This window comes from Streptomyces sp. NPDC051963, assembly GCF_044593495.1.
Taxonomy (GTDB): Bacteria; Actinomycetota; Actinomycetes; order Streptomycetales; family Streptomycetaceae; genus Streptomyces.
In genome coordinates, this window is sequence record NZ_JBIUCC010000001.1 from 920,097 (window position 1) to 944,818 (window position 24,722).

The window sequence follows — 24,722 nt, forward strand, 5'->3', positions numbered from 1 at the left end:
CCACACGTCGTCAGGGCGAAAGGCTCTCCCAGAAACCGAGGTTGTGCTCCTCGCCGAAGTCCCGGCTCGCTTTGGAACAGGCCGCCGGCGCCGCACCGCTGGACGGTGCCGTGTCGCAGGCGACCAGCGACATCAACTCCTCGGTCCTCTGGCCGTACTTGGGCCAGTGCGGCGTACGGGAGCCATTGGGGTCGCCGGTGGCCGCGAACCTGCCCCAGTACGTGATCATCTGCTCGGACAGCTCCAGTTGGTCGTCGTCGTAGGGCAGGGTCTGGCCGAGGTAGTCCCAGAGGTAGCCGAGGTCGTCGACGTGGATCGCGCCACCGAACGGGAAGGTGCGGGCGGCCTCGCTCTTCTGCTGGATGAGGTAGATGGAGGTGAAGTGCGGGGTGTCGCTCTCGGCGAACTCGTACGCATACGTCGGCACCCACTTCGACAGCGTGGCGAAGAGCTGCTGCCGGGTGTAGGAGGTGGAGCCGTTCTGGGCGGCGGTGAAGGCCTCGCCCGGGGTGTCGTAGGCGCTGAGCGGATACTCGGCGAGCACCGCGTCCGCGTCGTCGCCGTACGCGGAGCGAACGGCCGCCTCGTAGGTCGCGGCCGTCATCGGGGTGCCGAGATAGTCGTAGTTCTGGAAGGTGAACAGGCCGCGTTCGCTGTCGGTCTGCCCCACCATGACGGGTACGCGGTTGAACTTCCCCGACTGGACGGCCGTTGCGGGGTTGACCGGGAAGGCGCTGCCGCCGACGGAGAGCGAGACGCCCGCCTTCTTCTGTGCGGCGAGCAGGTCGGCGGCGGGCTTGGTACGCAGACAGGCCACGGTGTCGGAGGCGGTGGCGCAGCCGATCTCCTTCACGAAGGCCGCGCTCTGCGCCTGGCCGGAGGCGGCGGTCTGGAGGTTGCAGCCGCCGCTCATGATGCCGGCGCGGGCGAACAGGCCCTTGGCGGTGGGCGAGGCGAGGTGGTCGCAGACCGAGCCGGCGCCGGCGGACTGGCCGGCGATGGTCACGTTCTTCGGGTCGCCGCCGAAACGGGAGATGTTGGCCTTGACCCAGCGCAGGGCCGCCTGCTGGTCGAGGAGGCCGTAGTTGCCGGGGCCGTCCTTGCTCTCGGCCTGGAGCTGGGGCAGGTTCAGCGTGCCGAGCACGCCGAGGCGGTAGTTGATGGTGACGACGACGGCGTCGGTCTGCCCGATGAACTTGCGCGGGTTGGTGTCCTGGCCCGCGCCGCCGGTGAAGCCGCCGCCGTGGATCCACACCAGGACCGGGGTCCTGGCCCGGGCGCTGTCGGGGACGTAGACATTGAGGGAGAGACAGTTCTCGGTGGTGATGGTCTTCTCGTAGCCGGGGTCCCAGCCGCTGTTCTGGGCGCAGCGGTTGCTGAACGCGGTGGCGTCGCGCACTCCGGGCCACTTGGTGACCGGCTGCGGGGGCTTCCACCGGTTGGCGCCGGAGGCGTCGGCGGCGTAGGGGATGCCGAGCCATTCGTCGTAGCCGGTCCGCTGGGCGCCGCGGACCTTGCCGTCGGAGGTGGCCACCGTGGTCGAGGTGGGCCGCGACGCCGGGTCCGGCGACTGGGCCCGGGCCACGACGGGTGCCGTGAGTCCCAGGGCGAGGAGGCTCACGACGGCGAGGGTCGCGCGGACTCTGCCGCGCAGGGCGGTGATCGCTCTCATTGGTGTCCCTGCTCTCTGCGTGCGGGCTGATGGCAAGGGGGCTGGCGAGAACGTAACCGCGCGGCACAGTGCCAGCAAGATACGCGACAGGATTGTTTACAATACTTGGAACACTCTTCCGGGCGACCGACGTGAAGGGTTCACCGGGTGAAGGGTTCACGGAGTGAAGGGGTTCAGTCCGCCCGCAACTCCAGCGAGCGATGGATCTCGCCCGCGCGGACCGCGGTGTTCGACAGCAGGGTGGACGTGATTCCGTGCGTGTGCTCGGTGCCGCCCTGGAGATAGATGCCCGCCTGCACATCCGGGGTGGTCTCCACGCGGTGGTCCCGGGTCACCCGGATCTGGTCCTCGTCGTCGCGCAGACAGACCTTGGCCGCCTCACCGAGCACGGTCGTCAGATCCCGGGGGCGGTACCCGGTCGCATGGACGAGCAGGTCGGCCTCCAGCATCTGCTGCTCGCCGGTCGGCAGGAACTCCACGGCGATCTCGAGCGAGTCGCCCGCGCGGGGCTGCACATCACGGATCCTGGAGACGTTGAGGAAGCGCAGCCGCTCGCGGCCGGCGACCTTCTCCTGATACGCGGTCGCGTAGAGGGACTCGATCAACTCCATGTCGACGACCGAGTAGTTGGTGGAGCGGTGGTAGTCGAAGAGGGACTGTTTGACCTCGGAAGGAGCGGTGAAGTACAGGTCCACCGCGTCCGGGTCGAAGATGCGGTTGGCGAACGGGCTGTCGTCGGCCGGGGTGTAGCCGTACTTCGCGAAGACCGCACAGATCTCGGCGTCCGGGAAGTTGCGGTGCAGATAGTCGACCGTCTCGGCGGCGCTCTGCCCCGCACCCAGCACGACGGCGCGTCGCACCGGCCTGCCCGAGGCGCGCAGTTCACGCACCCGGGACAGCAACTCGCTGTTGTGCCAGACCCGTTCGGACAGCTCGGCGCCCGGCGGCACATGGGGCTCGAGACCGACGGCCACGCTGAGGTCGCGCGCCCGGTAGGTCACCCCCGGAGAACCACAGACCACGTCGAAGCAGACCACGGCACCGCTCTCGTCGCGCACCGGATCGATGGCGGTCACCTCATGGTCGTAGGCCACGAGGTGCCGCACCCGCTCCGCCGCCCACTCGAAGTACTCGTGGAACTCCACGCGCAGCGGGAAGAGGGTCTTCTGGTTCAGGAAGTCGATCAGTCGGCCGCGTTCGGCCAGGAAGCACAGAAAGCTGAAGTCGCTGGTCGGATTCCGCAACGTCACCAGGTCCTTGAGGAAGGACACCTGCATCGTCGCGTCGTCGATGAGCATGCCCCGGTGCCAGCCGAAGCGGGGCTGTCGTTCCAGAAAACGTGCGTCGAGCCGCCGTCCGGGCGGGAGTTGCGCGTTGTGTTCCTCAATCGCTATGGCCAGTGCGAGATTTGACGGTCCGAAGCCAATTCCGAGGACGTCGTGGGTGGTATCCGGTCCCATGAGCGGTGACTTCACCGTTGCATCGCCTCCCTCAGGCAGCCACATGTTAGATAAGGTAAGCCTAACCTTGCAATGGAGCCGCCGGAGGGAAGAACCGCATGCGCGTCGCCATGTTCGGCTACCAGACCTGGGGTCACCGCACACTCCAGTCACTGCTGGACTCCGACCACGAGGTCGTTCTCGTGGTCACCCACCCCAAGAGCGAGCACGCCTACGAGAAGATCTGGGACGACTCCGTCGCCGAACTCGCCGAGAAGAACGACGTTCCCGTCCTGCTGCGCAACCGCACCGACGACCCCGAACTCCTCACCGCGCTGCACGAAGCCCGACCCGACGTCATCGTCGCCAACAACTGGCGCACCTGGCTGCCGCCCGAGTTGTTCGACCTCCCCCCGCACGGCACGCTCAACATCCACGACTCGCTGCTGCCGGCCTACGCGGGCTTCTCGCCCATCATCTGGGCCCTGATCAACGGCGAGGAGCGGGTCGGCGTGACCGCGCACCGCATGAACCCCGAGCTCGACGCCGGGGACATCCTGGTGCAGCGCGCGGTGCCGGTCGGGCCGGCCGACACCGCGACCGACCTGTTCCACCGGACCGTCGACCTCATCGCGCCCATCGTCCGCGAGTCCCTCGACCTCATCGCCTCCGGCCGGGCCACCACACACTGGCAGCCACAGGACCGCAGCCGGGCCAGCTTCTTCCACAAGCGGTCCGCAGAGGACAGCCGCATCGACTGGAGTTGGCCGGCGGAGCGTCTGGAGCGCCTTGTGCGCGCCCAGTCGGACCCGTACCCGAACGCGTACACCTTCCACCGGGGACAGCGCCTGAGGATCGTCTCGGCCACGGCCTCGGAGGGCCGCTACGGCGGCACACCGGGCCGCATCTTCATCCGCGAGGGCGACGGCGTCGTCATCGTGGCGGGCCCCGACTCCCACACCGGACACGGCCGGGGACTCCTCGTACTGCGGCTGCGCACGGACGACGGCACGGAACATGCCGCCACCGACTACTTCCACGCCATGGGCGGGTACCTCACCGTGCGGCCCCAGGAATCCAACACCCGTACCCCGCAGGGGGCGTGAGGGGCCGCCAGTGCGCCAGCCACGGACTCCGACATGTCCGAAAGTCATTGCTAAGGCAAGCCTTACCTTGCTTTACTGGCGGCCGTACTGACTCGTGCCCGTGCCTGGCGAAAAGGGATGCATGGCCATGTCGAGATCGTTCCGCACGACCCTTCTCACCATCGTCCTTGCCGCCGGGCTGGCAGCCTGCGGCTCCGTGGACGACGAGGACGACGGTTCCTCCGCGAACGCGGCGGCCTCGTCGTCCGCGTTCCCGGTGACCGTCAAGCACAAGTTCGGCAGCACCCAGATCAAGACGGCGCCCGAGCGGGTCGTCGTGGTCGGCAACGGCGGCACCGACGACATCGACGCGCTCTACGCCCTGGGTGTCACGCCGGTCGCCATCTCCAAGGACGCCCTCAGCTCCGACGGCGTCTATCCGTGGCTGAAGGACAAGATCGACACCAAGAAGACCAAGCTCCTCGACACGCTCAACGCCGTCGACTACGAGGAGATCGCCGCTCTCTCGCCGGATCTGATCCTGGCCACCTCCGACTTCACCCTGGACAAGGACTACAAGAAGCTCGCCGCGGTGGCGCCGACCATCGGCTACGAGACGGCCTGGGGCCAGCAGACCTGGCAGGAGCATGTGCAGGTGGTCGGCAAGGCCCTCGGCAAGGAGAGCGAGGCCGAGAAGGTCATCCAGGACACCGAGGACAGCGTCGCCGCGGTGAAGACGAAGCACCCGGGGCTGGACGGCAAGACCTACAGCCTGTCCATCGGCAACACCCCGGCCAAGATCTTCACCATCGCCTCCGAGGACGACTTCGCCGCCAAGCTGATGAGCGAGCTCGGCCTGGGCCTGACCCCGTCGGTCAAGGACATCAAGACGGTCAACGGCAGTCCCACGGGTGAGCTGTCCTTCGAGCAGCTGGACAGGCTCGACGCGGATCTGGTCGTCATCGCGTTCACCACACCGGAGCTGAAGAAGGCGTTCGAGTCCAGCGCTCTGGTGAAGAACATGGCCGCGGTGAAGTCCGGCAACTACGTGGTGACGGACGTCGCGACGATCAGCCAGCTGCGCAGCCCCTCGGTGCTGGGCATCCCCTGGGCGCTGGACAACCTGGAGCCCGGGTTCGCGAAGCTCGACAAGTGACACGACGGCAGTGACACGACGGCGGGGCGCCGAGGGCGCCCCGCCGTTCGCTATGCCTCCCGCAGCGCCGAGTCGACCTCTTCGGCCGACATCCCCTCTATCTCCAGGTGGATGGCGGCGACCTGCTCCAGCCGGCCGGGGGTCTCCTCCTCGGCCGTGAGCCGCTTGGCCATGCCGCCGGCCGTGAGCGTGGCGAACAGCGACCGGACGGAGACCTCCGAGGTGTCGAGCGCCTCACGGAGCCTGCCGACGATCACCGTGGCGAGCACCGAGTCGCCGCCGAGGGCGAAGAACCCGTCGTCGAGGCCGACGACCTGCACGCCGAGGACATCCGCCCACACTCGCGCGACGACCGTCTCCAGTGCGGTTCCGGGCGTACGGTGCGCACGTTCCGCCACCGCCTCCCACAGCTCGCCGACGGCGCGCCGGTCCAGCTTGCCGTTGGCGGTGAGCGGCAGGTCCCCGGTGACGGCGATCCGCGCCGGGACCATGTGCGGGGGCAGCACCGACCGTGCCCAGTCGCGGAGTTCGTCCTCTGTGACGTGTGGCTCCGCCGCCACCGCCGCGGCCAGCTGGACACCCGGCGCCCGGGTCAGTCCGGCCACGGCCCGCCGTACGCCGTCATGTCCGGCGAGCGCGGCCTCCACCTCGCCCAGCTCGATCCGGAAGCCGCTCAGCTTCACCTGGTGGTCGCGGCGGCCGAGGAACTCCAGTGAGCCGTCGGGCCAGTAGCGGGCCAGGTCGCCGGTGCGATACCAGCGCACGCCGTCCCGCTCGGTGAACTTCTCGGCCGTTCGCGCCGGATCGGCCCGGTAGCCGAGCGCCACTCCGTCCCCGCCGATCCACAGCTCACCGGGCACCCAGTCGGGGCAGTCCCGGCCGCGGCCGTCGACGACCCGGCAGCGGACGTTGCGCAGGGGTGTGCCGTACGGCACCGACCGCCAGTGCGCGGGCACTTGAGCACCCGTCACCTCGCAGACGGTGGAGTGGATGGCCGTCTCCGTCGTACCGCCAAGTCCCGTGAACCGGCAGCCGGGCGCCCTCCCCCACTCTCGGCTTCGCTCGAGCGGGGGGACCCCCATGGCGAGCCGTCCCGGCAGATCGATGCCCACCCAGTCGCCGCCGAGCAACACCGCCCGCAGTCCGGCGAGTTCGCCGGGTGCGGTGGCGAGCAGCAGCATGTCCAGCAGCGGCGGGACGCAGTTGAGGATCGTGACCCGGTGGGTCCGTACGAGGTCGGCCCACTGCCGCGCCTCGCGACGGTCGGCCTCGTCGACCAGGACGACCGCGCCGCCGGCGCTCAGCAGCCCGAACAGGTCGTAGACGGAGAGGTCGAAGTCCAGCGCGGAGAGGGCCAGGCAGCGATCCGAACGGCCCACTTCGAAACGGTCGTTGAGGTCGTCCACGGTGTTCATGGCCGCCCGGTGCGGCACCTCGACGCCCTTGGGCTCGCCGGTGGAGCCGGAGGTGAACAGCACATAGGCGGGCTGCTCCTCGTCCCCCATGAGCGGTTCCGGCAGCGGGTCGTGGCCCAGTGCCTCGGCCACCGGAAGGGCATCCAGGCCCGTCACCTCACGTCCGTCGGTCAGCGCGACACGGAACCCTGCCGTGGCCCGGATGCGGTCCCGGCGGGCGGCGGGCTGCTCCACGCCGATCGGGACGTAGGCGGCGCCCGCCGCCAGCACGCCGAGGACGGCGGTGATCTGGTCCGGCCCCTTGGGCAGGCTGACCGCGACCGTGTCCCCGGGGCCTACCCCGCGCCCTGCCAGGGCGGCGGCGGTGCGCAGCGCGCGGTCCGCCAACTCGGCGTAGGACAGCGCTCCTTCGGTGCCCCACAGCAGGGCGGGCGCGTCGGGCCGCTCGGCCGCACGTGTGAAGAAGCCCTGGTGGAGCAGCCGGTGGCTGCGTGGCCCGGCGGTGCCGTTCACGGTGGACCGGACGGCGGTCTGCTCGGCGGGCAGCAGGGCGGGGACCGGCCGTTCCCAGATCTCGTCCTCGGTGCCGAGCCGGGTGACGAGCCCGTGGAAGGCGGCGAACATCGCGTCGATGAGCCCGGCGGGGAAGGCGTCCTCGCGTGCGTCCCAGTTGACCAGCAGTCCCCCGTCGACCTCGGTGACCTGGGCGTCGAGCAGGACCTGCGGGCCCTGGGAGATGATCCAGGCGGGCGTGCCGAAGGAGTCCCGCACACCCGCGTCGAACAGCTCCCCGAGGTTGAGCGCGCTGGTGAACACCACCGTCGCCAGGACCTGTTCGCTGCGGTGGCGGGAGAGGTCCCGCAGCACTTCCACGCCGGAGTAGTCGGCGTGTGCGGCATCGGTGTGCATACGGTCCTGGAGGCACCGCGCGTGCTCGGTGAACGTGGCCTCGTCGGCCACGTCGACGTCGAGCAGCACCGAACTGGTGAAGTCGCCGACCAGCAGGTCGACGTCGGGGTGGGAACCCCGGCGGTCGAACATCGGCACATTCAGCAGGAAGCGGGACTGGGCGCTCCAGGCGGCCAGCACCTCCGAGAACGCGGTCGCCACGGCCATCGCGGGGGTCAGACCGTGCCGGTGGGCGCGGGCCGTCAGCCGCTGCTTCTCCGCCGGCGGCAGCCAGTGGTGGCGCCGGGTCACCCGGGTCGGGGCGGCGCGCTCCGCCTCGGGGACGAGCGGGAGTTCGGGAGCGCTGGGCAGCTCGGGGACCCGGCGCCGCCACCACTCCTGGGACTGCTCACGGCTCAGCCTCCGTACGGTCGCACGCTCCGTCAGATACTCGGGGTAGCTGGTGCGGATCGGCGGCAGCGGGTCTTCCGGGTTCCGGTAGAGCTTGGCGAGGTCGGAGAGGAGCACGCGGTAGCTGAGCGCGTCCGCGGCCAGCATGTCGACGTCGACGTGCAGCCGGGTGTGCCCGTCCGGCAGCAGGGAGAGCCGTACGGCGAACACCTCACCGGCCGCGACATCCAGCCGGGCGTGCGAGGAGGAGTGCCGGGCCTTCTCCAGAGCGGCTTCCACGGTCTCGGCGTCCAGCGCCCGCAGGTCGTCGACCGTCGTCGCGGGGCGGGTGAGTTCGGGCAGGATCTGCTGGCGGCCGTCGTCGGTGAAGCGCGCCCGCAGCATGCCGTGCCGCGCCACCAGGGCCCGTACGGCCGTGTCGAGCCGCTCGGGGTCGACGCCGGTGCCGTCGAACTCGACGTACAGGTGGGCGGCGACGGAGCCGAGGGTGGTGTCGTCGCCACGGCCGATCCAGTACGCGTGCTGCATGACGGCGAGCGGGAAGGGCTCGTCGGGGTCGGCGGCGGGGGCGACGGTGGCCGTGGGGGCGGGATCGGGCGCCGCGGGCGGCTGGACCTCCGCCAGCAGCGCACGCCAGGCGCGCAGGGTGGGTTCCTTGGCCAGTTGGGCGAAGCTGACCCGGACGCCCTGCCGGCGCCAGCCGCTCGCGATCTTCATCAGGGTGATCGAGTCCAGGCCCCAGGAGATGAGGCTGTCGTCCTCGCTCGGCGGCGTCTCAGATCCGATTGTGTCGGTGACCGAACGGAGCAGTTCGTCCGCGGTCGGGGGGTGCGTCACCGGTTCCTCCGCTCAGAAATCGTCGTGTCCGAAGTCGTCGTTCTCGAAGTCGTCGATGTCTTCCTGGGTCAGCGTCAGCAGGGGCAGGTCGGAAGGGGTGAGTCCGCCCGTCGGGGACTCCTCGGCATGCCGGACGAGTCCGCGCAGGGCGCGCTGCCACAGCGTGAGCAGTTCGTCCGCCTCGGAGTCCGTGAGGAACTCCTCGGGCCAGGCCGCGTGGATGTGCAGCCGTGCGCCGTCCGTCTCCTCGACGGCGACGGCGTTGATCTCCAGGCCGAACCGGGAGGCCGGCGCGGGCACGCTGAGCATCGGGGCCTCCGGGGCGAGGTCCCAGTGGCCGTCGTGCGACGCCGCGAAACGGCCGAGGTAGTTCAGGGCGACCTGGGGCTCCGGCAGCTTCTCCATCTCGGGCGCGGTGTCGGGGTTGAGGTGGCGCAGCAGGCCGTAGCCGAGGCCGTTGTCCGGCACCGCGCGCAGTTGTTCCTTGACGCGCTTGAGGGCGGTCCCGGCCGCGGTTCCCCCGGACAGCGCCTCGTCGAGGTCGAGTGGTCCGGGGTCGACGGCCACCGGGTAGAACGTGGTGAACCACCCGACGGTGGCCGACAGATCCACACCCTCGGCGATGCCCTCCTCACGTCCGTGGCCTTCGAGGCCGATGAGCAGCGGTGCCGGGCCGCCCTGCCAGGCGCCGGCCGCGAGGGCGAGCGCCGTCAGCAGGACGTCCGGGACGGCGGCGTGGTAGGCGGCGGGCACCGCGGTCAGCAGCGGTTCGGTGACGTCCTCGGGCAGCACCAGTGTCCGTTCCCGCCGCCCCCCGGAGACCGCCCGGTCCCGCAGCGGCCGCGTCTCCGCCAACGTCTCGGTCCACCACCGCAGTTCGGGCACGCGCGCCCGTGCCTGCTCCGCGAGCAGCCTGCTCCACCCTCGGAAGGAGGTTCCCGTCCGTTCCGGCCGCGGTGTCGCACCGGCCCGCACCGCCTGCCATGCGTCGGCGAGTTGGGAGCCGATGATGCGCCAGGACACTCCGTCGACGACCAAGTGGTGGGCGACGAGAAGGAGTCGGCCGGGCAGCCCGTCGAACCGGACGGCGTCCAGCATGCGCCCGGCACGCGGATCGAGGCGTGCCACAGCGGCGGCCAACTCGCCCTGAACGTCCTCGCCGGGCACCCGCCGCACCAACTCCCCGGCGCGCACGGTCCCTTCGGCGGGTACGACGAGCCGGTCCCCGTCGAGCCTCGCGCGCAGCATGTCGTGCCGGTCCAGGACTGCCTGGAGTACGGCGACGGCGGCGTCGTCGGTCAGTTCGGGCGGGGTGACGAGCAGGACGGCCTGGGCGAGGCCGTCGTGGGAGCCGGCCGTCCAGCGCATGACGGGGGTGAGCTCCACCTCGCCGACGGGTTCGTCGGCGGGGGCGGTGGAGGGCGCGTCCGAGGCGCGGGCGGCAGCGGCGGCCAGACCTGCCGGAGTGGGTGTCTGGAATACCTGGCGCGGGCTGATCGCGATACCCGCCTTGCGGGCCAGGGTCACCAGCCGGATGGAGACGATGCTGTCGCCGCCCAGCTCGAAGAAGTTGTCGTCCACGTCGACGCGCGGCAGCCCGAGGACTGTCGCGAACAGCTCGGTGAGCCGCCGCTCGCGTGCGTCGGCCGGAGCCCGTGTCGGTGCGGCGGCGGCGATCTCGGGGGCGGGGAGCCCGCCGCGGTCCACCTTGCCTGAGGGCAGCAGCGGGAAGGCGTCCAGGACGGTGAGCGTGGCCGGGACCATGTGCTCGGGCAGCCGCTCACGCAACCAGCCGCGCAGGTCGGCGGCGAGCTGCTCACCGGCGCCCAGGCAGTATCCGGCGAGCCGCTTCACGCCGGGCGAGTCCTCCCGGATGACGACGACTCCGCGCCGTACGCCGGGATGCTGTTCGAGGATCGCCTCGATCTCCTCCAGCTCCACCCGCATACCGCGGATCTTGACCTGGTGGTCCGCGCGGCCGAGGAACTCCAGCGTGCCGTCCCGCTGCCACCTCACCAGGTCCCCGGTGCGGTACAGCCGTTCGCCGGGCGGGCCGAAGGGGTCGGCGACGAAGTGGTCGGCGGTGCGGCGCGGGTCGTTCACATAGCCGCGGCCGAGGTAGACGCCACCGGCGTACAACTCCCCCGGTACGCCGACCGGGACGGGCTGGAGCCGTTCGTCGAGGGCGTACAGCCGGGTGTTGCCGTTGGGCCGCCCGATGGAGACGGCGCTGCGGATCGCGCCGGTGCGGTAGACGACGTGGCTGACGCCGATGGTGGCCTCGGCCGGACCGTACCCGTGGTACATGATCGCCCCGCTCGCGGCCCGGAAGCGGGCGAACAGCTCGGGGGTGAGCACCTCGCCGCCGCACCACACGTGCTTCAGCGAGCCGGCCCGCGCCGCGAAGCCGTCCAGTTCGAGGAGCAGGTCGAGCATCGAGGAGACCAGGTAGGTGAAGGTGACCCGGTGTCCTTCGATGGTGTCGAGAAGGTAGTCGACGTCGCGTTCGCCGCCGGGTTCGGCGATCACGACCCGGGCGCCGTTGGCGAGCGGCAGGAAGATCTCGTTGATGGAGATGTCGAAGCCGAGCGGCGCCTTGAACAGGGCGGCGTCCTCGGTGCCGAAGCGGAGCAACTCCCGTTGCCACAGCAGCCGGTGGGCGATGGCCCGGTGCCGGATCATCGCGCCCTTGGGGACACCGGTCGAGCCGGAGGTGTAGATGACGTAGGCCAGTCCCTCGGGGTCGACCGTGACGTCGAGGTTGTCGTCGTCGGGCACCGCGCCTCGCAGGTCGACCACGACGACCGGCGGGCCGTCGGGGCCGAAGTCCTCGCCGGGCCGGCCCAGCACCGCGGTCAGGGCCGCGCTGCGGGACACCTCGTTCTTCCGCAGGGCCGGCCAGGACGGCTCCAGCGGCACAAAGGCCCCGCCCGCCTTGAGGACGGCGAGCAGCCCGACGACCATCTCCACGGACCGTTCGAGATGGATGCCGACGCAGGCCTCGGAACCCACCCCGAGTGCCGTCAGCCGGCGGGCGAGGTGGTTGGCGCGGGCGTTGAGTTCGCCGTACGTCAGGTCCTGCGTCCCGTACTCCACGGCCGTGAGGTGCGGGGTCTTCGCCGCCTGCTCCTCGACCAGGGCGGTGAGGGTGGTGGCTGGCATCGGGTGCGCGGTGTCGTTCCACTCCCCGAGCAGCTGCGTGCGTTCGCGCGGTGTGAGGACGTCGGCGGCGCGCACGGGGGTGTCCGGCCGCCGGGCCAGCTCGCCGACGAGCCGTACGTAGCGCTCCACCCAGTCCTGTGCGGTGGCACGGTCGTACAGGTCGCTGCCGTAGACGAGCGAGCCGCTGATGCCGCCGCCGTCCGCCCGCTCGAAGAGATGGAAGGCCAGGTCGGTCTTTGCGGTGTAGAAGTCGACGCGCAGTTCGCGGAGCGTGAGACCGGCGAACTCCCGGTTGTCGTCGGGTGCTTGCTGGTGGGCCAGCATCACCTGGAACAGCGGGTGCCGTCCTATGGAACGGGTCGGGCTCAGCGCGTCGACGAGCCGCTCGAACGGCAACTCCTGGTGCGCGTAGGCGTCGACGTCGGCCTCGCGCACCCGGGCCAGGAGGGTACGGAACGTCGGGTCGCCGGAGACGTCGGTGCGCAGCACGAGCGTGTTGACGAACAGGCCGACGAGGTCGTCGAGGGCAGGGTCGCCCCGTCCGGCCACCGGGGTGCCCAGCGGGATGTCGTCGCCCGCGCCGAGGCGGCTGAGCAGCACGGCGAGTGCGGCCTGGAGCCCCATGAAGGCGGTGCCGCCCACGTCCGCCGCCAGCGCCCGCAGGGCCTCGTGAGTCTCCGCGTCCACTGTGAAGTCGACCGCCCCGGCTCCGTAGTCGTGGATGGCCGGGCGTGGGCGGTCCACGGGGAGTTGGAGTTCCTCCGGAAGAGCGGACAACCGGCCGGTCCAGTAGTCCAGTTGCCGTGACGTCGTCTCGTGGAGGAGTGCCTCCTGCCAGAGCGTGACGTCGGCGTACTGCACGGCAAGCGGCGGCCACTCGGGGCGCTTGCCGTCCCGTCGGGCGGCGTAGGCCGTTTCCAGGTCGCGGAGCAGCGGCTCCGCCGACCAGCCGTCGGTGGCGATGTGGTGCACGAGCAGCAGCAGGACGTGCTCGTCGGCTGCCAAGCGCTCCGCGGGCCCGATATGGCTGGTCGCGCCCCCTCGGGGCGTTGCCGAAGCGCGGCTGACTTCGCCGGGGCCGCTCAGCGCGTACAGCGTCGCCCGTACGGGGATCTCGGCGTCCAGCGCGAACCAGTGGGCGGCGGCTTCGCGGAGCAGCGCGTCGAGATCGTCGGCGCGGGCGGGCACCACGTCGAAGGGCACGGCGGCCTTTTCGTGCGGCAGGACGGCCTGGCGGGGTGTGCCGTCCTCGTCGGGGAAGACGGTGCGCAGGCTCTCGTGGCGGCCCACGACATCGTCCAGCGCCGCGTGCAGCGCGCCGGGGTCGAGCGGTCCGGTGAGACGGATCGCGGTGGGGATGTTGTACGTCGGACTCGGGCCTTCGAGCCGGTGCAGGAACCACAGCCTTGCCTGCGCGGACGACAGCGGCACGGTATCGGGGCGGGGCAGCGCCGTGAGAGCCGGACGCCGCTCGGAGGGGATGTCCAGCATCGGGGCGAGCGCGGCCACGGTGGGGGTGTCGAACACGGCCCGCAGCGGGACGACGGCACCGAGTTCGGCCCGGATCCGGGCGACCAGGCGGGTGGCGAGGGCGGAGTGGCCGCCGAGGGCGAAGAACTCGTCGTGGATGCCGACGTCGGGCAGCCCGAGCAGCTCCGCGAACAACTCGCAGAGCCTTGCCTCGGCCGGGGTGCGGGGTGCGGTGGCGGTGGTGAGGGCGGCGAGGTCCGGGGCGGGCAGCGCGGCGCGGTCCAGCTTGCCGTTGGGCGTCAGGGGCAGTTCGTCGAGGACGACGACGACCGCGGGCACGAGGTGGTCCGGCAGGGACGCCTTGAGGTCCTGCCGGACCTGGAGGGGTTCCAGCCGGACGCCGGGCCGCGGGACGGCGTACGCCACCAGCTGCGGCTCTTCCTCGCGTGCGGTCACCGCCGCCTGGGAGACGCCGGGCAGTGCGGCGAGCGCGGCCTCCGTCTCACCCGGCTCGACCCGGAAGCCGCGGATCTTGACCTGGTCGTCGGACCGGCCGAGGAACTCCAGCATGCCCTCCGCGCTCCAGCGGACCAGGTCACCGGTGCGGTAGAGGCGGGCGCCGGGTGGGCCGTAGGGGTCGGCGACGAAGCGGTCGGCGGTCAGGGCGGGGCGGGCGAGATAGCCGCGGGCCAGCTGGGTTCCGCCGAGGTAGAGCTCTCCGGGCACGCCCGGCGGCACCGGGCGCAGCGCCGTGTCCAGGACCAGGGTGCGGGTGTTCCAGACGGGCCGCCCGATCGGTACCGAACCGGCGGCGGACCGGGTGCCCTCCGCGCACGGCCAGGCGGTCACGTCGACCGCGGCCTCGGTAGGACCGTAGAGGTTGTGGATCTCGGTGCCGTCCAGCAACCGCGCACACCGCTCGGCCAGTTCGGAGGGCAGCGCCTCACCGCTGCACACCACCCTCCGCAGCACGCCCCGGACCCCTTCGGCGGCCGGGTCGTCGAGGAAGGCCCGCAGCATCGAGGGCACGAAGTGGGCGGTCGTCACCCGCTGTTCACGGATCAGCTCGGCGAGGTGGCCGGGGTCGCGATGTCCGCCGGGACGGGCGAGCACGAGCACCGCGCCGGTGATCAGCGGCCAGAAGAACTCCCAGACGGAGACGTCGAAACTGGCCGGTGTCTTCTGAAGCACCCGGTCGTCCGGCCCCAGCGGATACGCGTCCTGCATCCACAGCAGCCGGTTGACGATCCCTGCGTGCGGTACGACGGCTCCCTTGGGACGGCCGGTGGAGCCGGAGGTGTAGATGACGTAGGCGGGGTGCTCGGGGCGCAGCGGCCGGAGGCGCTCCTCGTCGGTGAGTTCACCGCCGTCGGTTGCCGCGAACTGCTCCTGTACGGCGGGATCGTCGACGAGGAGGAGCGGCACCGCGTCCGCGGGCAACGTGCGGGCGGCGGCAGTGGAGGTGATCACCAGGGCCGGTGCACTGTCCTCGACCATGAACGCCAGCCGCTCGGCGGGGTACCCGGTGTCCAGCGGGACGTAAGCACCGCCCGCCTTGACCACCGCGAGCAAGGCCACGACGAGGTCGGGGCCGCGGTCCAGGGCGACGCCCACCAGTCGTTCCGGGCCGACTCCCTGGGCGACGAGAAGGCGGGCGAGACGGTTGGCGCGGGCGTGGAGAGCGGCGTAGTCGAGCCGGGTGTCGGCGATCAGCGCCGGGGCGTCGGGGGTTCGTACCGCCTTCTGACCCAGCAGCTCGGTGAGCGTCGTGGCGGGTACCGGGTGAGCGGTGGCGTTCCAGGCCTCCAGGACGCGCTGTTGCTCGTCCTCGGCCATCAAGGGCAGGGCGGAGACGCGGTGTTCCGGGTCGGCGAGCGCGGCGGCCAGGAGGGTCTCCAGGTGCCGGAGCAGCCGGTCGACGGTGTTCGGGGTGAACAGGGGGGTGCGGTAGGTCGCTTCGATCCGCAGCCGCCCGTCCGTGAGGAACGCTTCGAGGGAGAGGTCGAACTGGGTGGTGTCGTTGTGGACGGTCTCCCATTCGGTGGTGATTCCGGGGAGCTGTGGGCCCTGGAGTCCCTGCGTGAGGAACAGCAGCATCACGTCGAAGTAGACGGAGCGGGCCGGCTGCCGCGGCGGGCTCAGCTGCTCCACCAGCTTGTCGAAGGGCATGTCCTGGTGGGCGTAGCCGTCGGTGCAGACCTGGCGTACGCGCTCGACGAGTTCGGCGAAGGCCGGGTCGCCGTCCAGGTCGGCGCGCAGGGCGAGGGTGTTGCCGAAGTTGCCGATCATCCCTTCGAGGCCGGGCAGGTCGCGGTTCATGACGGCCGAGCCGATCGGAACGTCGGTGGCGCCGGTGGTGCGGTGGAGCAGCGCGGTCAGGCCGGCGAGCAGCACCATGAAGGGGGTGACGCCCGCGTTCCGTGCGAAGTCGGTGAGGCGCCCGGTGACTTCGGGCGCGAAGGTGCGGTGGCGGCGGTCGCCCTCCGCGGTGGGCTGGGCGCCGCGCGGAGCGTCGATGGGCAGCGCGAGCGGCTGCGGCGACGGAACCAGCGCGCCGCGCCAGTGGTCCAGGTGCTCGGCGAGCCGTTCGTCGCTCCAGGTGGTGCGCTGCCAGAGCGCGAAGTCGCCGTACTGGACGGGCAGGGGTTCCAGGCCCGAGGGCTCCTCGGTGACGGCCGACCGGTAGAGGGCGCTCAGATCGCGGGAGAGAGCGTTGAAGGTCCCGCCGTCCCAGACGATGTGATGCACCGTCAACACGAGGCAGTGGTCCTGTGTGTCGCGACGGATGAGCAGGGCCCGCAAGGGATGCTCCTCGGCGAGATCGAAGGCCATGGCCGAGGCGTTCCGCGCCAGCTCCGCCGCTCGCAACTCCCTCCGCTCCGGGTCAAGTTCACCGATGTCGGCCGTGGCGAAGTCCACCTCCGCCGCACCGTCGACCACCTGTTCCGGCGTACCGTCCTCGGCGGCCGGATAGCGGGTGCGCAGCACTTCGTGCCGGGTGACCAGGCCCTGGAGGGCGGTGTGCAGCGCGGCCGGGTCGAGCGGGCCGCGCAGCCGGATGGCGAGGCACACGTTGTACGCCGGACTGGCCGGGTCGAGTTGCTGGAGCAGCCACATACGGGACTGCGCGAAGGACAGCGGCAGTGAACGGACGTCTGCCGGGCGGGGAGGAATGCTCTCGGAGTGGGCCAGGCCGGCGCTCTCCAGCCTGCGGCGCAGCAGTGCGCGCTTGCGGGCCGCCAGGTCGTCGCCGGGCAGGGCGGCGGGTGTCTGCGTCACCGGACTTCGCCTTTCAGCAGCCGTTGGAGAGAGCTGGTCCACAGCTCGGCCAGCCGTTGGATCTCACGCTCGGTGAAGAGCCGTTCCGGCCACTGCCAGCACACGCTGAGGGCCGGCCCTTCGGTGATCACCGCGTCGACGACAAGGGGGTAGGGCGCGGCCATACCGGGGTCCGCGCCGCTGCCCATGGCCCCGGTCTCGGGTGCGCTGGTGAAGACAGCCGAGTCCTCGCGCTCACCCACGGTCATCCTGCCGAGGTAGTTGAACTCGATCTGCGGCTCGGGCAGTTGAGCCAGTTCCGAGGCCGTGTCCGGGTTGAGGTGGCGCAGCAGTCCATGGCCGATTCCCTTGTCGGGCAGGACCGCCAGCTGGTCGCGGATGCGTCGCACCTGGTCGGCTTCCGGCGGCGGGCCCGGATCGAGCCGGACCGGGAACACGGTGGTGAACCAGCCGAGGGTGGCGGACAGATCCGAACCCGGCAGCACCTGTTCCTCCCGGCCGTGGCCCTCCAGTGCTATCAATACCGACGTGTCCTGCGAGCTCCGCCAGTCCGGGACGGCGAGTGCCAGCGCGGTCAGCAGGGTCTCCCGGACCGGGCCGGAGATCAGTGGTGCGGTGACATCGGAGTCGAGGGTGGTCCAGTGCCTGCGGACCGTTGCCCTGGTGTCCCGGGCGGGGTCGAGCGGTCCGGCACCCAGGGGTGGTTCAGGTCGGTCCAGGATCCCCTTCCACAGGGCGAGTTCGGCCGTTCGCCGGGATGTCCGGGCCTCGGCCCGCAGTGCCTGCGCCCACTCCTTGACGCTGGTGCCGCGCGGCGACAGCGGAGCACGCTCCCAGGCGGCGGCGAGGTCGGCGACCAGCACGCCCCAGGACGCCGCGTCGGTCACGAGGTGGTGCAGCACGACCAGCAGCCGCCCCTCGCGGCCCTCCCCTGCGTCGAACCACAGGAACCGAGCCACCGCCCCGGCCGCCGGGTCGAGTTCGGCCACCAGCTCGTCGAACGCGTCGGGCACCAGCGTGCCCATCGCGGTGTGGTCGAGTCCCTCGGCCGCGATCCGACGTACGCAGTCGGCTGCGCGGACCGCGCCCACGGGAGCGGCATGGAACCGCCACGTCCCGTCCGCGGCCGCCCCGAACGTGGCACGGAGCAGATCGTGCCGGTCCAGCACGGCTTTTACGGTGCGATGCAGGCCGTCGAGGTCCAGCCCGGCCGGGGTCCTGAGGAAGCGCGCCTGGCTCAGCCCCCGGAAGGGTCCGCCCTGTTCGATGAGCCAGCTCAGCATCGGGGTGAGCGGGATGTCGCCGGTGCCCGCGTCCGGGTCGGCCACCCGGCTGGGACCGGTGTCCGCGCGTCGGGCGAGTCCCGCCACCGTCGGCCCCTCGAAGACGTCACGCGGCGAGATCGCCAGCCCGGCCGCGCGCGCCTGGCTGACCAGCCGCATGGACACGATGCTGTCGCCGCCGAGCGCGAAGAAGCTGTCGTGCACGCCGACCGCGTCCAGTCCGAGCACACCGGCGAAGAGCGCGGCGAGGCGCTCCTCGACCGCGTCGCGGGGCGGCTCTCTCACCGGTCCGTCGGACCGGGACGGGGCCGGCAGCGCGGCGGTGTCCAGCTTGCCGTTGAGGGTGAGCGGGAAGCCGTCGACCGGGACGAAGGCCGACGGCACCATGTAGTCGGGCAGTACGGCGGCCACGGCCCGGCGGAGCAGCTCCGCCGTCCCTTCGTCGGACGCGGGCGTGATGACGTACGCGATCAGTCGGCGTACTCCGGGGGTGTCCTCCCGTACGATCACCGCGGCCCGTTCGACCAGCTCGTGGTCGAGCAACACGGCCTCGATCTCGCCGGGTTCGATCCGATAGCCCCGGATCTTCACCTGGTCGTCGACCCGGCCCAGACATTCCACCAGACCGTCCTCGGTCCAGCGGGCGATGTCGCCGGTGCGGTACATCCGGGCGCCGGGCCGGTCGCTGAAGGGGTCCGCCATGAAGCGGCTCGCGGTGGCGCCCGGTCGGCCGAGGTAGCCGCGGGCGAGTCCCTCCCCCGCGATGTACAACTCGCCCTCGACACCCGTCGGCACCGGGTTCAGATGCCCGTCCAGGATGTAGAGGCGCCCGCCCGCCACGGGGCGGCCGATCGCGGGGCGGTCACTGAGCGAGAAGTCGCAGTCGGCCGAGTCGACCGTGCACTCCGTGGGTCCGTAGAGGTTGTGGGCGACCAGTCCGTCCGTGTCCCTCAAGGTCCGCCACAGATCCGGCGGTACGGCTTCGCCGCCGACCCCCAATACCTTCAACTCGCCCTGCCAGTCGCCGCCTTGGGCCACCAGCTCGCCCAACAGGGACGGGGAGAGTTCGATGAACTCGATGCGGTGCTCGGCGAGGAAACCACTCAGGGCGTCCGGGTCGCGACGGATGTCCTCCGGAACCAGGTGGAGTTCGTGGCCGGCGAACATCCAGAGCATGGGCTGCCAGGAGGCGTCGAAGGCGGTGGGCCAGGCGTGGCCGATGCGGAGGGGGTGGCCTGCGGCCGTTTCGGCAGGGTTGAACAGGGCGGCGTCGTGGGCTGTGAAGAGGTTGGTGATGGCTCGGTGGGGGACGACTACGGCCTTGGGGCGGCCGGTGGAGCCTGAGGTGTAGATGACGTAGGCGGGGTGTTCCGGGAGGAGGTTCGTGGCGGTGAGGTTGGTGGTGTCCGTGGAAGCCAGCCTCTGTTGAGTGGCAGGGGCATCCAGGAGGACTACGGTCGTATCAATACTGCGGGTCCGCTGTGGCTGGTCGCGCAGTTCCCCGCGCCCCTGACGGGGCGCTGTAGTCGTCGTCGCTATCAGCGCTACCGGGGTTGCATCCGCCAGCATCCCGGCGATTCGATCCTCAGGCCACTCCGGATCCAGTGGCAGATAAGCGGCCCCTGCCTTCTGGATGGCCAGAAGCGTGGTGATTGTCTCCGGAGTTGGGGGCAAGGCCATCGCCACGATTCGCTCCGGGCCCGCGCCCAGCTCTATCAGCATCCGGGCCAGGCGGTTGGCCTCGGAGTTCAACTCCGCGAAGGTCAGCCGCTTCCCCTCCCCCACCACCGCAATCGCATCCGGCGTCCGTGCCGCCTGTGCCTCCAGCACCTGCGGCATGGTCGCGTGACGCACCGGCAGCCGCTCACCCGCACCTGCGGCCAGCAGCGCCGCGCGCTCCTCCACTTCGAGCACGTCCAGTGCGGCCAGCGGTGTGTCCGGTGCCGCCACCACCTCCCGCACCAGTCGTTCGAAGCGGCGGGCCAGGCGCTCCACGGCCGGACGGTCGTAGGAATCGGGCCGGAACTCGAAGACGACACCCAACTGCCGCTCAGCCAGCACCGCCAGCGTGAGTGGATAGTGGGTGGCACCGGCGCCCTTCACCTCGGCGATGCGCAGTCCGGCGGCCGTCTCGGCCTCGGCCACCGCCGCCTGGTCGATGGGGTAGTTCTCGAAGACCAGCAGGGTGTCGAACAAGTCCCCTGCTCCTGCTACGCGTTGGATCTCCGTGAGACCCATGTAGTGGTGGTCCATCAGCCGGGACTGCTCGTCCTGTACCCGGCGGAGGAACGCGTCCGCGGGCTCATACGGCGGTACGGACACCCGTACCGGCACGGTGTTGATGAACAGCCCGATCATCGACTCGACACCGGCGAGTTCGGCGGGTCGGCCCGCCACGGTGGCGCCGAAGACCACGTCGTCCCGGCCGGTCAGGCGGGCCAGCAGCAGGGCCCACAGGCCCTGTACGACCGTGTTGACGGTGATGCCGCGGCTGCGGGCCAACGCCTGGATGTCGGCGGTCAGTTGCTCGGAGAGGCGCAGGGTGTGCAGCTCGGGCTGTACGGGGACGAGCCCGGCCGCCGAGGGTGCCAGCAGCGTCGGAGTCACCCCGGCCAGCGCCTCCTGCCAGGCTCCGGCGGAGGCTCCGCGGTCACGCGCGGCGAGCCAGGCGAGGAAGTCACGGTAGGGGCGTACGGCGGGCAGGGGGGCCGAACGGCCGGGGGCGAGCTGGGTGGCGTACAGCTGGAGCAGTTCCCGTACGAGCAGCGGGATCGACCAGCCGTCGAGCAGCAGATGGTGGTTGGTGAGGATGAGGAGCCAGCGTTCGGCGCCCCGGTTCACCAGGGTGAGGCGCAGCAGCGGTGGGTCGGTCAGGTCGAAGCGGGTCGTGGTGTCCGTGGTGCAGAGACGGGCCAACTCGGTCTCGGGGTCGGCGTGTTCGGAGAGGTCGACGTCGGTCCAGTCGGCGGTGATCTGTTTGAGGACGACCTGAACCGGTTCGTCCAGGTCCTCGTGGAGGAAGGCGCTGCGCAGGTTGGCGTGCCGGGCGAAGAGTTCCTCGGCGGCGATGCGCAGCAGCGCGGGCCGCAGCGGGCCCTCGATCTCCACCAGCGACTGCATGGTGTAGACGTCCTGGGCGCCCTCGTCGAACAGGGCGTGGAACAGCAGGCCCTGTTGCAGCGGGGACAGCGGCAGGACGTCCTCGACCAGGGAGCCGTCCTCCCCAGGCGCGTTGCTCATCGGGTCCTCCACCTCGCCTTGACGTTGTCGAGTTGCGACTGGCTGAGCGACACGAGCGGTGCCGCGGTCGCCGTGAAGCCTTCGAGGGCGGGTCCCTCGTCGGCATGGGCGGCGAGGCCGGCTGCCGTGCGGTGGGTGAACACGTCCCGGGGAGTGAGGGGCAGGCCCGCTCTGCGGGCGCGGTCGGCGAGGCGGACCGACACGATGCTGTCGCCGCCGAGTTCGAAGAAGTCGTCGTGCACGCCGACCTGTTGCAGCCCGAGCACCTCGGCGAAGAGCCCGCAGAGCACCTTCTCCCGTTCGGTGCGCGGGGGTTCGAACGTGCTCGCCCCGGTGAAGTCGGGGGCGGGCAGGGCGCGGCGGTCGAGCTTGCCGCTGGGAGTACGGGGTAGCGCGTCCAGGACCACGACGGCGGACGGTACGAGGTGGCCGGGGAAACGTTCGGCCAGCGCCCGGCGCAGGGCCGACGGGTCGACGGCGGCGCCGGATTCCGGTACCACGTAGGCCACCAGCCGCCGGGGCGACGGGCCGTCCTCACGGGCCACGACCGCGACGCGGCCCACTCCCGGCAGCTTCCGTGCGGCCGTCTCGATCTCTCCGGGCTCGACCCGGAAGCCCCTGATCTTCACCTGGTCGTCGGCACGGCCGAGGAACTCCACGGTGCCGTCGGCGCGCAGCCGGGCCAGGTCTCCGGTCCGGTAGAGGCGGCTGCCGGGAGGGCCGAAGGGGGCGGCGACGAAGCGTTCGGCGGTGCGACCGGGCTGGTCGAGGTAGCCGCGGGCGAGTCCGACCCCGGCGAGATACAGCTCACCGGTCGCGCCGACGGGGAGCGGTTGCAGGAACGGGTCGAGGACGTGGACGCGGGTGTTGGCGATCGGCCGGCCCAGCGGGACGGGGCCTTCGTCACCGCCGTACTCCTGCATGAGGCTGTCTCCGGCGGCTTCGGAGCAGCCGTAGAGGTTGATCAGCCGGGCGTACGGCCACCGGCGGGCCATCGCCTCGGCCAGCTCGCCTGGGAGGGGTTCGCCGCTGGAGATCCAGGTGCGTACGGAGGTGAAGGTGTCCGGCGGGGCGGATTCGACCAGGGTCGTGTACAGGCTGGGGACCGCGGTGAGAAGGGTGGCGCCGTGCCGGTCGGCCAGGGCGGCGAGGGCGGTCGGGTCGCTGGTCGCCTCGTCGTCGGCCAGGGCGACGGCCTCGCCCGCGGTCAGGGCACCGAGGAGTTCGGTGAGTCCGTCGATGAAGCTGATCGGGCTCTTGGCCACGCGGACGCCGGGCGCGTTCCGCCGCAACTCCCTGCCCCAGGCGAGCCGGTTGGCCAGCGCTTGCTGGGTGCCGACCACGCCCTTGGGGCGGCCGGTGGAGCCGGAGGTGAAGATGACGTACGCCGGGTGCTCGGGCGACACGGGGGCACGCTGTTCCGGTACGGCGGCCACCGCGTCCGGGCTGCACACCAACTCCTGGTCGATGCCCAGCTGTTGAGCCGTCGCCGGATCGCAGATCACCAGGCGGGGGTCCGCGTCGCCGAGCATCAGGGCGATGCGCTCGGGCGGAAAGCCGGGGTCGACCGGCATACAGGCGGCCCCTGCCTTGAGTACGGCGAGCAGCGCGGTCACCAGGTCGGGACCGCGGGGCAGGGCCACGGCGACGATCGACTCGGGTCCGGCGCCGCGCGCGGTCAGGGCGGCGGCCGACCGGTCGGCGCGGGCGTCGAGTTCCGCGAAGGTGACGGTGTTGTCGCCGTCCAGGACGGCGGGGGCGTGCGGGGTGCGGGTGGCCTGGGCCTCGAACAGGGCCCGGACCGTGGGGTGGGTGAGGGGCTCCGTGCGCCCGGACAGGGCCCGGGGTTCTTCCTCGATGAGCCGGGCGACAGGGCGCGCCGGGTCCTCGATGAAGGTCCGGATCAGCTCGTGGAGCCGTTCGGCGAGGGCCGTCGCCGTCGGTCGGTCGACGGCAGCGGGCTGGTGGGCGAGGGTCAGCGTCAGCCGGGCACCCGGCAGGGCGGTGAGCGTCAGCGGGTAGTGCGTGGCGTCGCGTACGGAGACGTCGGCCATGCGGAGGCCGTCGTCTCCCAGGGCGCGGGCGATGCCGTCGTCGTCGATGGGGTAGCTCTCGAAGACCAGCAGGGTGTCGAAGAGGACGCCGTGTCCGGCGGCGCGCCGGATGTCGGCGAGGCCGAGATGCCGGTGGTCGAGCAGCGCGGACTGTTCGGCCTGGAGGCGGGAGAGCAGAGCGGCGACCGGTTCCGCGGGCCGCAGCCGAACCCGTACCGGCAGGGTGTTGATGAAGAGGCCGACCATCGACTCGATGCCGGGGACTTCGGCGTCGCGGCCGGACACGGTGGCGCCGAGGACCACGTCCGTGCGGCCGGTGAGTCTGCCCAGCAGGACGGCCCACAGGCCCTGGAGCACGGTGCTGACCGTCAGTCCGTGGGCGCGGGCGGTGTCCGTGAGCGCCGCGGTGTCCTGTTCCGACAGCTCCAGGACGAGCCGCTCGGGCTGCTCGGCCGCGAGTTCGCGGGCCTCGGGCGCGATGAGTGACGGTTCGTCAAGTTCCGTCAGGGCGGCCCGCCATGCCTGCCGTGCGGCTTCGGGGTCCTGCCGGGACAGCCAGGCGAGGTAGTCGCGGTAGGGCCGGACCCGGGGCAGGGCGGCGGGGTCACCGCCCGCGGTGTACAGCTGGAAGAGCTCGCGCACGAGGACGGGGGCGGACCAGCCGTCCCAGAGCAGATGGTGCGAGGAGAGCACCAGCCGGTGGTCCCGCTCGCCGCACACCACCAGCCGGAACCTCAGCAGCGGCGGGCGGGCCAGGTCGAACCGTTCGTCCCGGTCCGCTGCCAGCAGCCGCTCGAACTCCTCCTCGCGCTCCCCCGCCGGCCGGGCCGACAGGTCGGTGACGCACCACGGCGTCCTGACCGTGGTGCGGACCACCTGGACCGGGCGCCCGGACCGCTGGGTGCGGAACGCGGCCCGCAGATTGGCGTGCCGTGCGACCAGCGCCTCGGCGGCCGTGCGCATCCGCTCGGGGTCCAGCGGCCCTTCGAGACGGAGCGTGAGCTGTCCGGTGTAGACGTCCCGGGCGTGTGCGTCGTAGAGCGCGTGGAAGACCATGCCCTCCTGCATCGGCGACAGGGGGAGTACGTCCTCCACGCCCGGGCGGGCCGCCATCAGGACCCGGCCTCGCGCATGGCCTCGGCCAGGCTGCGCGGGCGCATGTCCGTCCACTCGCGCTCGATGTACTCCAGGCAGGCGGCCCGGCCGTCGATACCGTGCACGCATCGCCAGCCGGCGGGGACGAGGGCGAAGTCGGGCCACAGGGAGTACTGGCCCTCGTCGTTGACCAGGACGCGGAAGAGGCCGTTCTCGTCGTCGAACGGGTTGACCAT

Annotated in this window: 9 protein-coding genes; 2 read left to right on the plus strand and 7 right to left on the minus strand. The window is 71.4% G+C overall.

The genetic code is table 11. The features are described from left to right. Positions 1-10: 10 nt before the first annotated feature. Together ACIHFB_RS03885 and ACIHFB_RS03890 are read right to left on the minus strand one after the other, a co-directional pair. Complete coding sequence (locus tag ACIHFB_RS03885) at positions 11-1,672, minus strand: carboxylesterase family protein (protein WP_365269587.1); 1,662 nt, start codon at positions 1,670-1,672, stop codon at positions 11-13. A gap of 173 nt (positions 1,673-1,845) precedes the next feature. Further along, a complete protein-coding gene (locus ACIHFB_RS03890) occupies positions 1,846-3,132 on the minus strand; it encodes a lysine N(6)-hydroxylase/L-ornithine N(5)-oxygenase family protein (protein ID WP_400125595.1) in 1,287 nt (428 codons plus the stop codon). Positions 3,133-3,230: 98 nt separating this feature from the next. Between ACIHFB_RS03890 and ACIHFB_RS03895 the strand changes: the two genes are divergently transcribed. Both ACIHFB_RS03895 and ACIHFB_RS03900 read left to right on the plus strand, forming a co-directional pair. Continuing rightward, complete coding sequence (locus tag ACIHFB_RS03895; protein WP_400125084.1) at positions 3,231-4,217, plus strand: methionyl-tRNA formyltransferase; 987 nt, start codon at positions 3,231-3,233, stop codon at positions 4,215-4,217. A gap of 127 nt (positions 4,218-4,344) precedes the next feature. Next, positions 4,345-5,352 carry an iron-siderophore ABC transporter substrate-binding protein gene (locus ACIHFB_RS03900; RefSeq protein WP_365269596.1) on the plus strand — a complete coding sequence of 336 codons (1,008 nt, stop codon included), beginning with the start codon at positions 4,345-4,347 and terminating at the stop codon, positions 5,350-5,352. 50 nt (positions 5,353-5,402) lie between these two features. Here ACIHFB_RS03900 and ACIHFB_RS03905 read toward each other — a convergent pair whose 3' ends face one another. From ACIHFB_RS03905 to ACIHFB_RS03925, 5 genes are read right to left on the minus strand one after another with little or no spacing between them, the layout of a single operon-like run. Then, the gene (locus ACIHFB_RS03905; RefSeq protein ID WP_400125085.1) at positions 5,403-8,903 is read right to left on the minus strand and encodes an amino acid adenylation domain-containing protein; all 3,501 of its coding nucleotides are present in this window, start codon (positions 8,901-8,903) and stop codon (positions 5,403-5,405) included. Positions 8,904-8,915: 12 nt separating this feature from the next. After that, positions 8,916-16,814: an amino acid adenylation domain-containing protein gene (locus ACIHFB_RS03910; RefSeq protein WP_400125086.1), complete on the minus strand. Its 7,899-nt coding sequence runs from the start codon at positions 16,812-16,814 to the stop codon at positions 8,916-8,918. Further along, positions 16,811-21,337, minus strand: coding sequence for an amino acid adenylation domain-containing protein (locus ACIHFB_RS03915; RefSeq protein WP_400125087.1), 4,527 nt, complete (start codon positions 21,335-21,337; stop codon positions 16,811-16,813). The genes ACIHFB_RS03910 and ACIHFB_RS03915 overlap by 4 nt, the downstream gene beginning before the upstream one ends. After that, on the minus strand, positions 21,334-24,504 hold the full coding sequence (locus ACIHFB_RS03920; protein WP_400125088.1) for an amino acid adenylation domain-containing protein: 3,171 nt from the start codon (positions 24,502-24,504) through the stop codon (positions 21,334-21,336). The genes ACIHFB_RS03915 and ACIHFB_RS03920 overlap by 4 nt, the downstream gene beginning before the upstream one ends. After that, on the minus strand, positions 24,504-24,722 hold the full coding sequence (locus tag ACIHFB_RS03925) for an MbtH family protein (protein WP_400125089.1): 219 nt from the start codon (positions 24,720-24,722) through the stop codon (positions 24,504-24,506). Before ACIHFB_RS03925 ends, ACIHFB_RS03920 begins: the two co-directional genes overlap by 1 nt.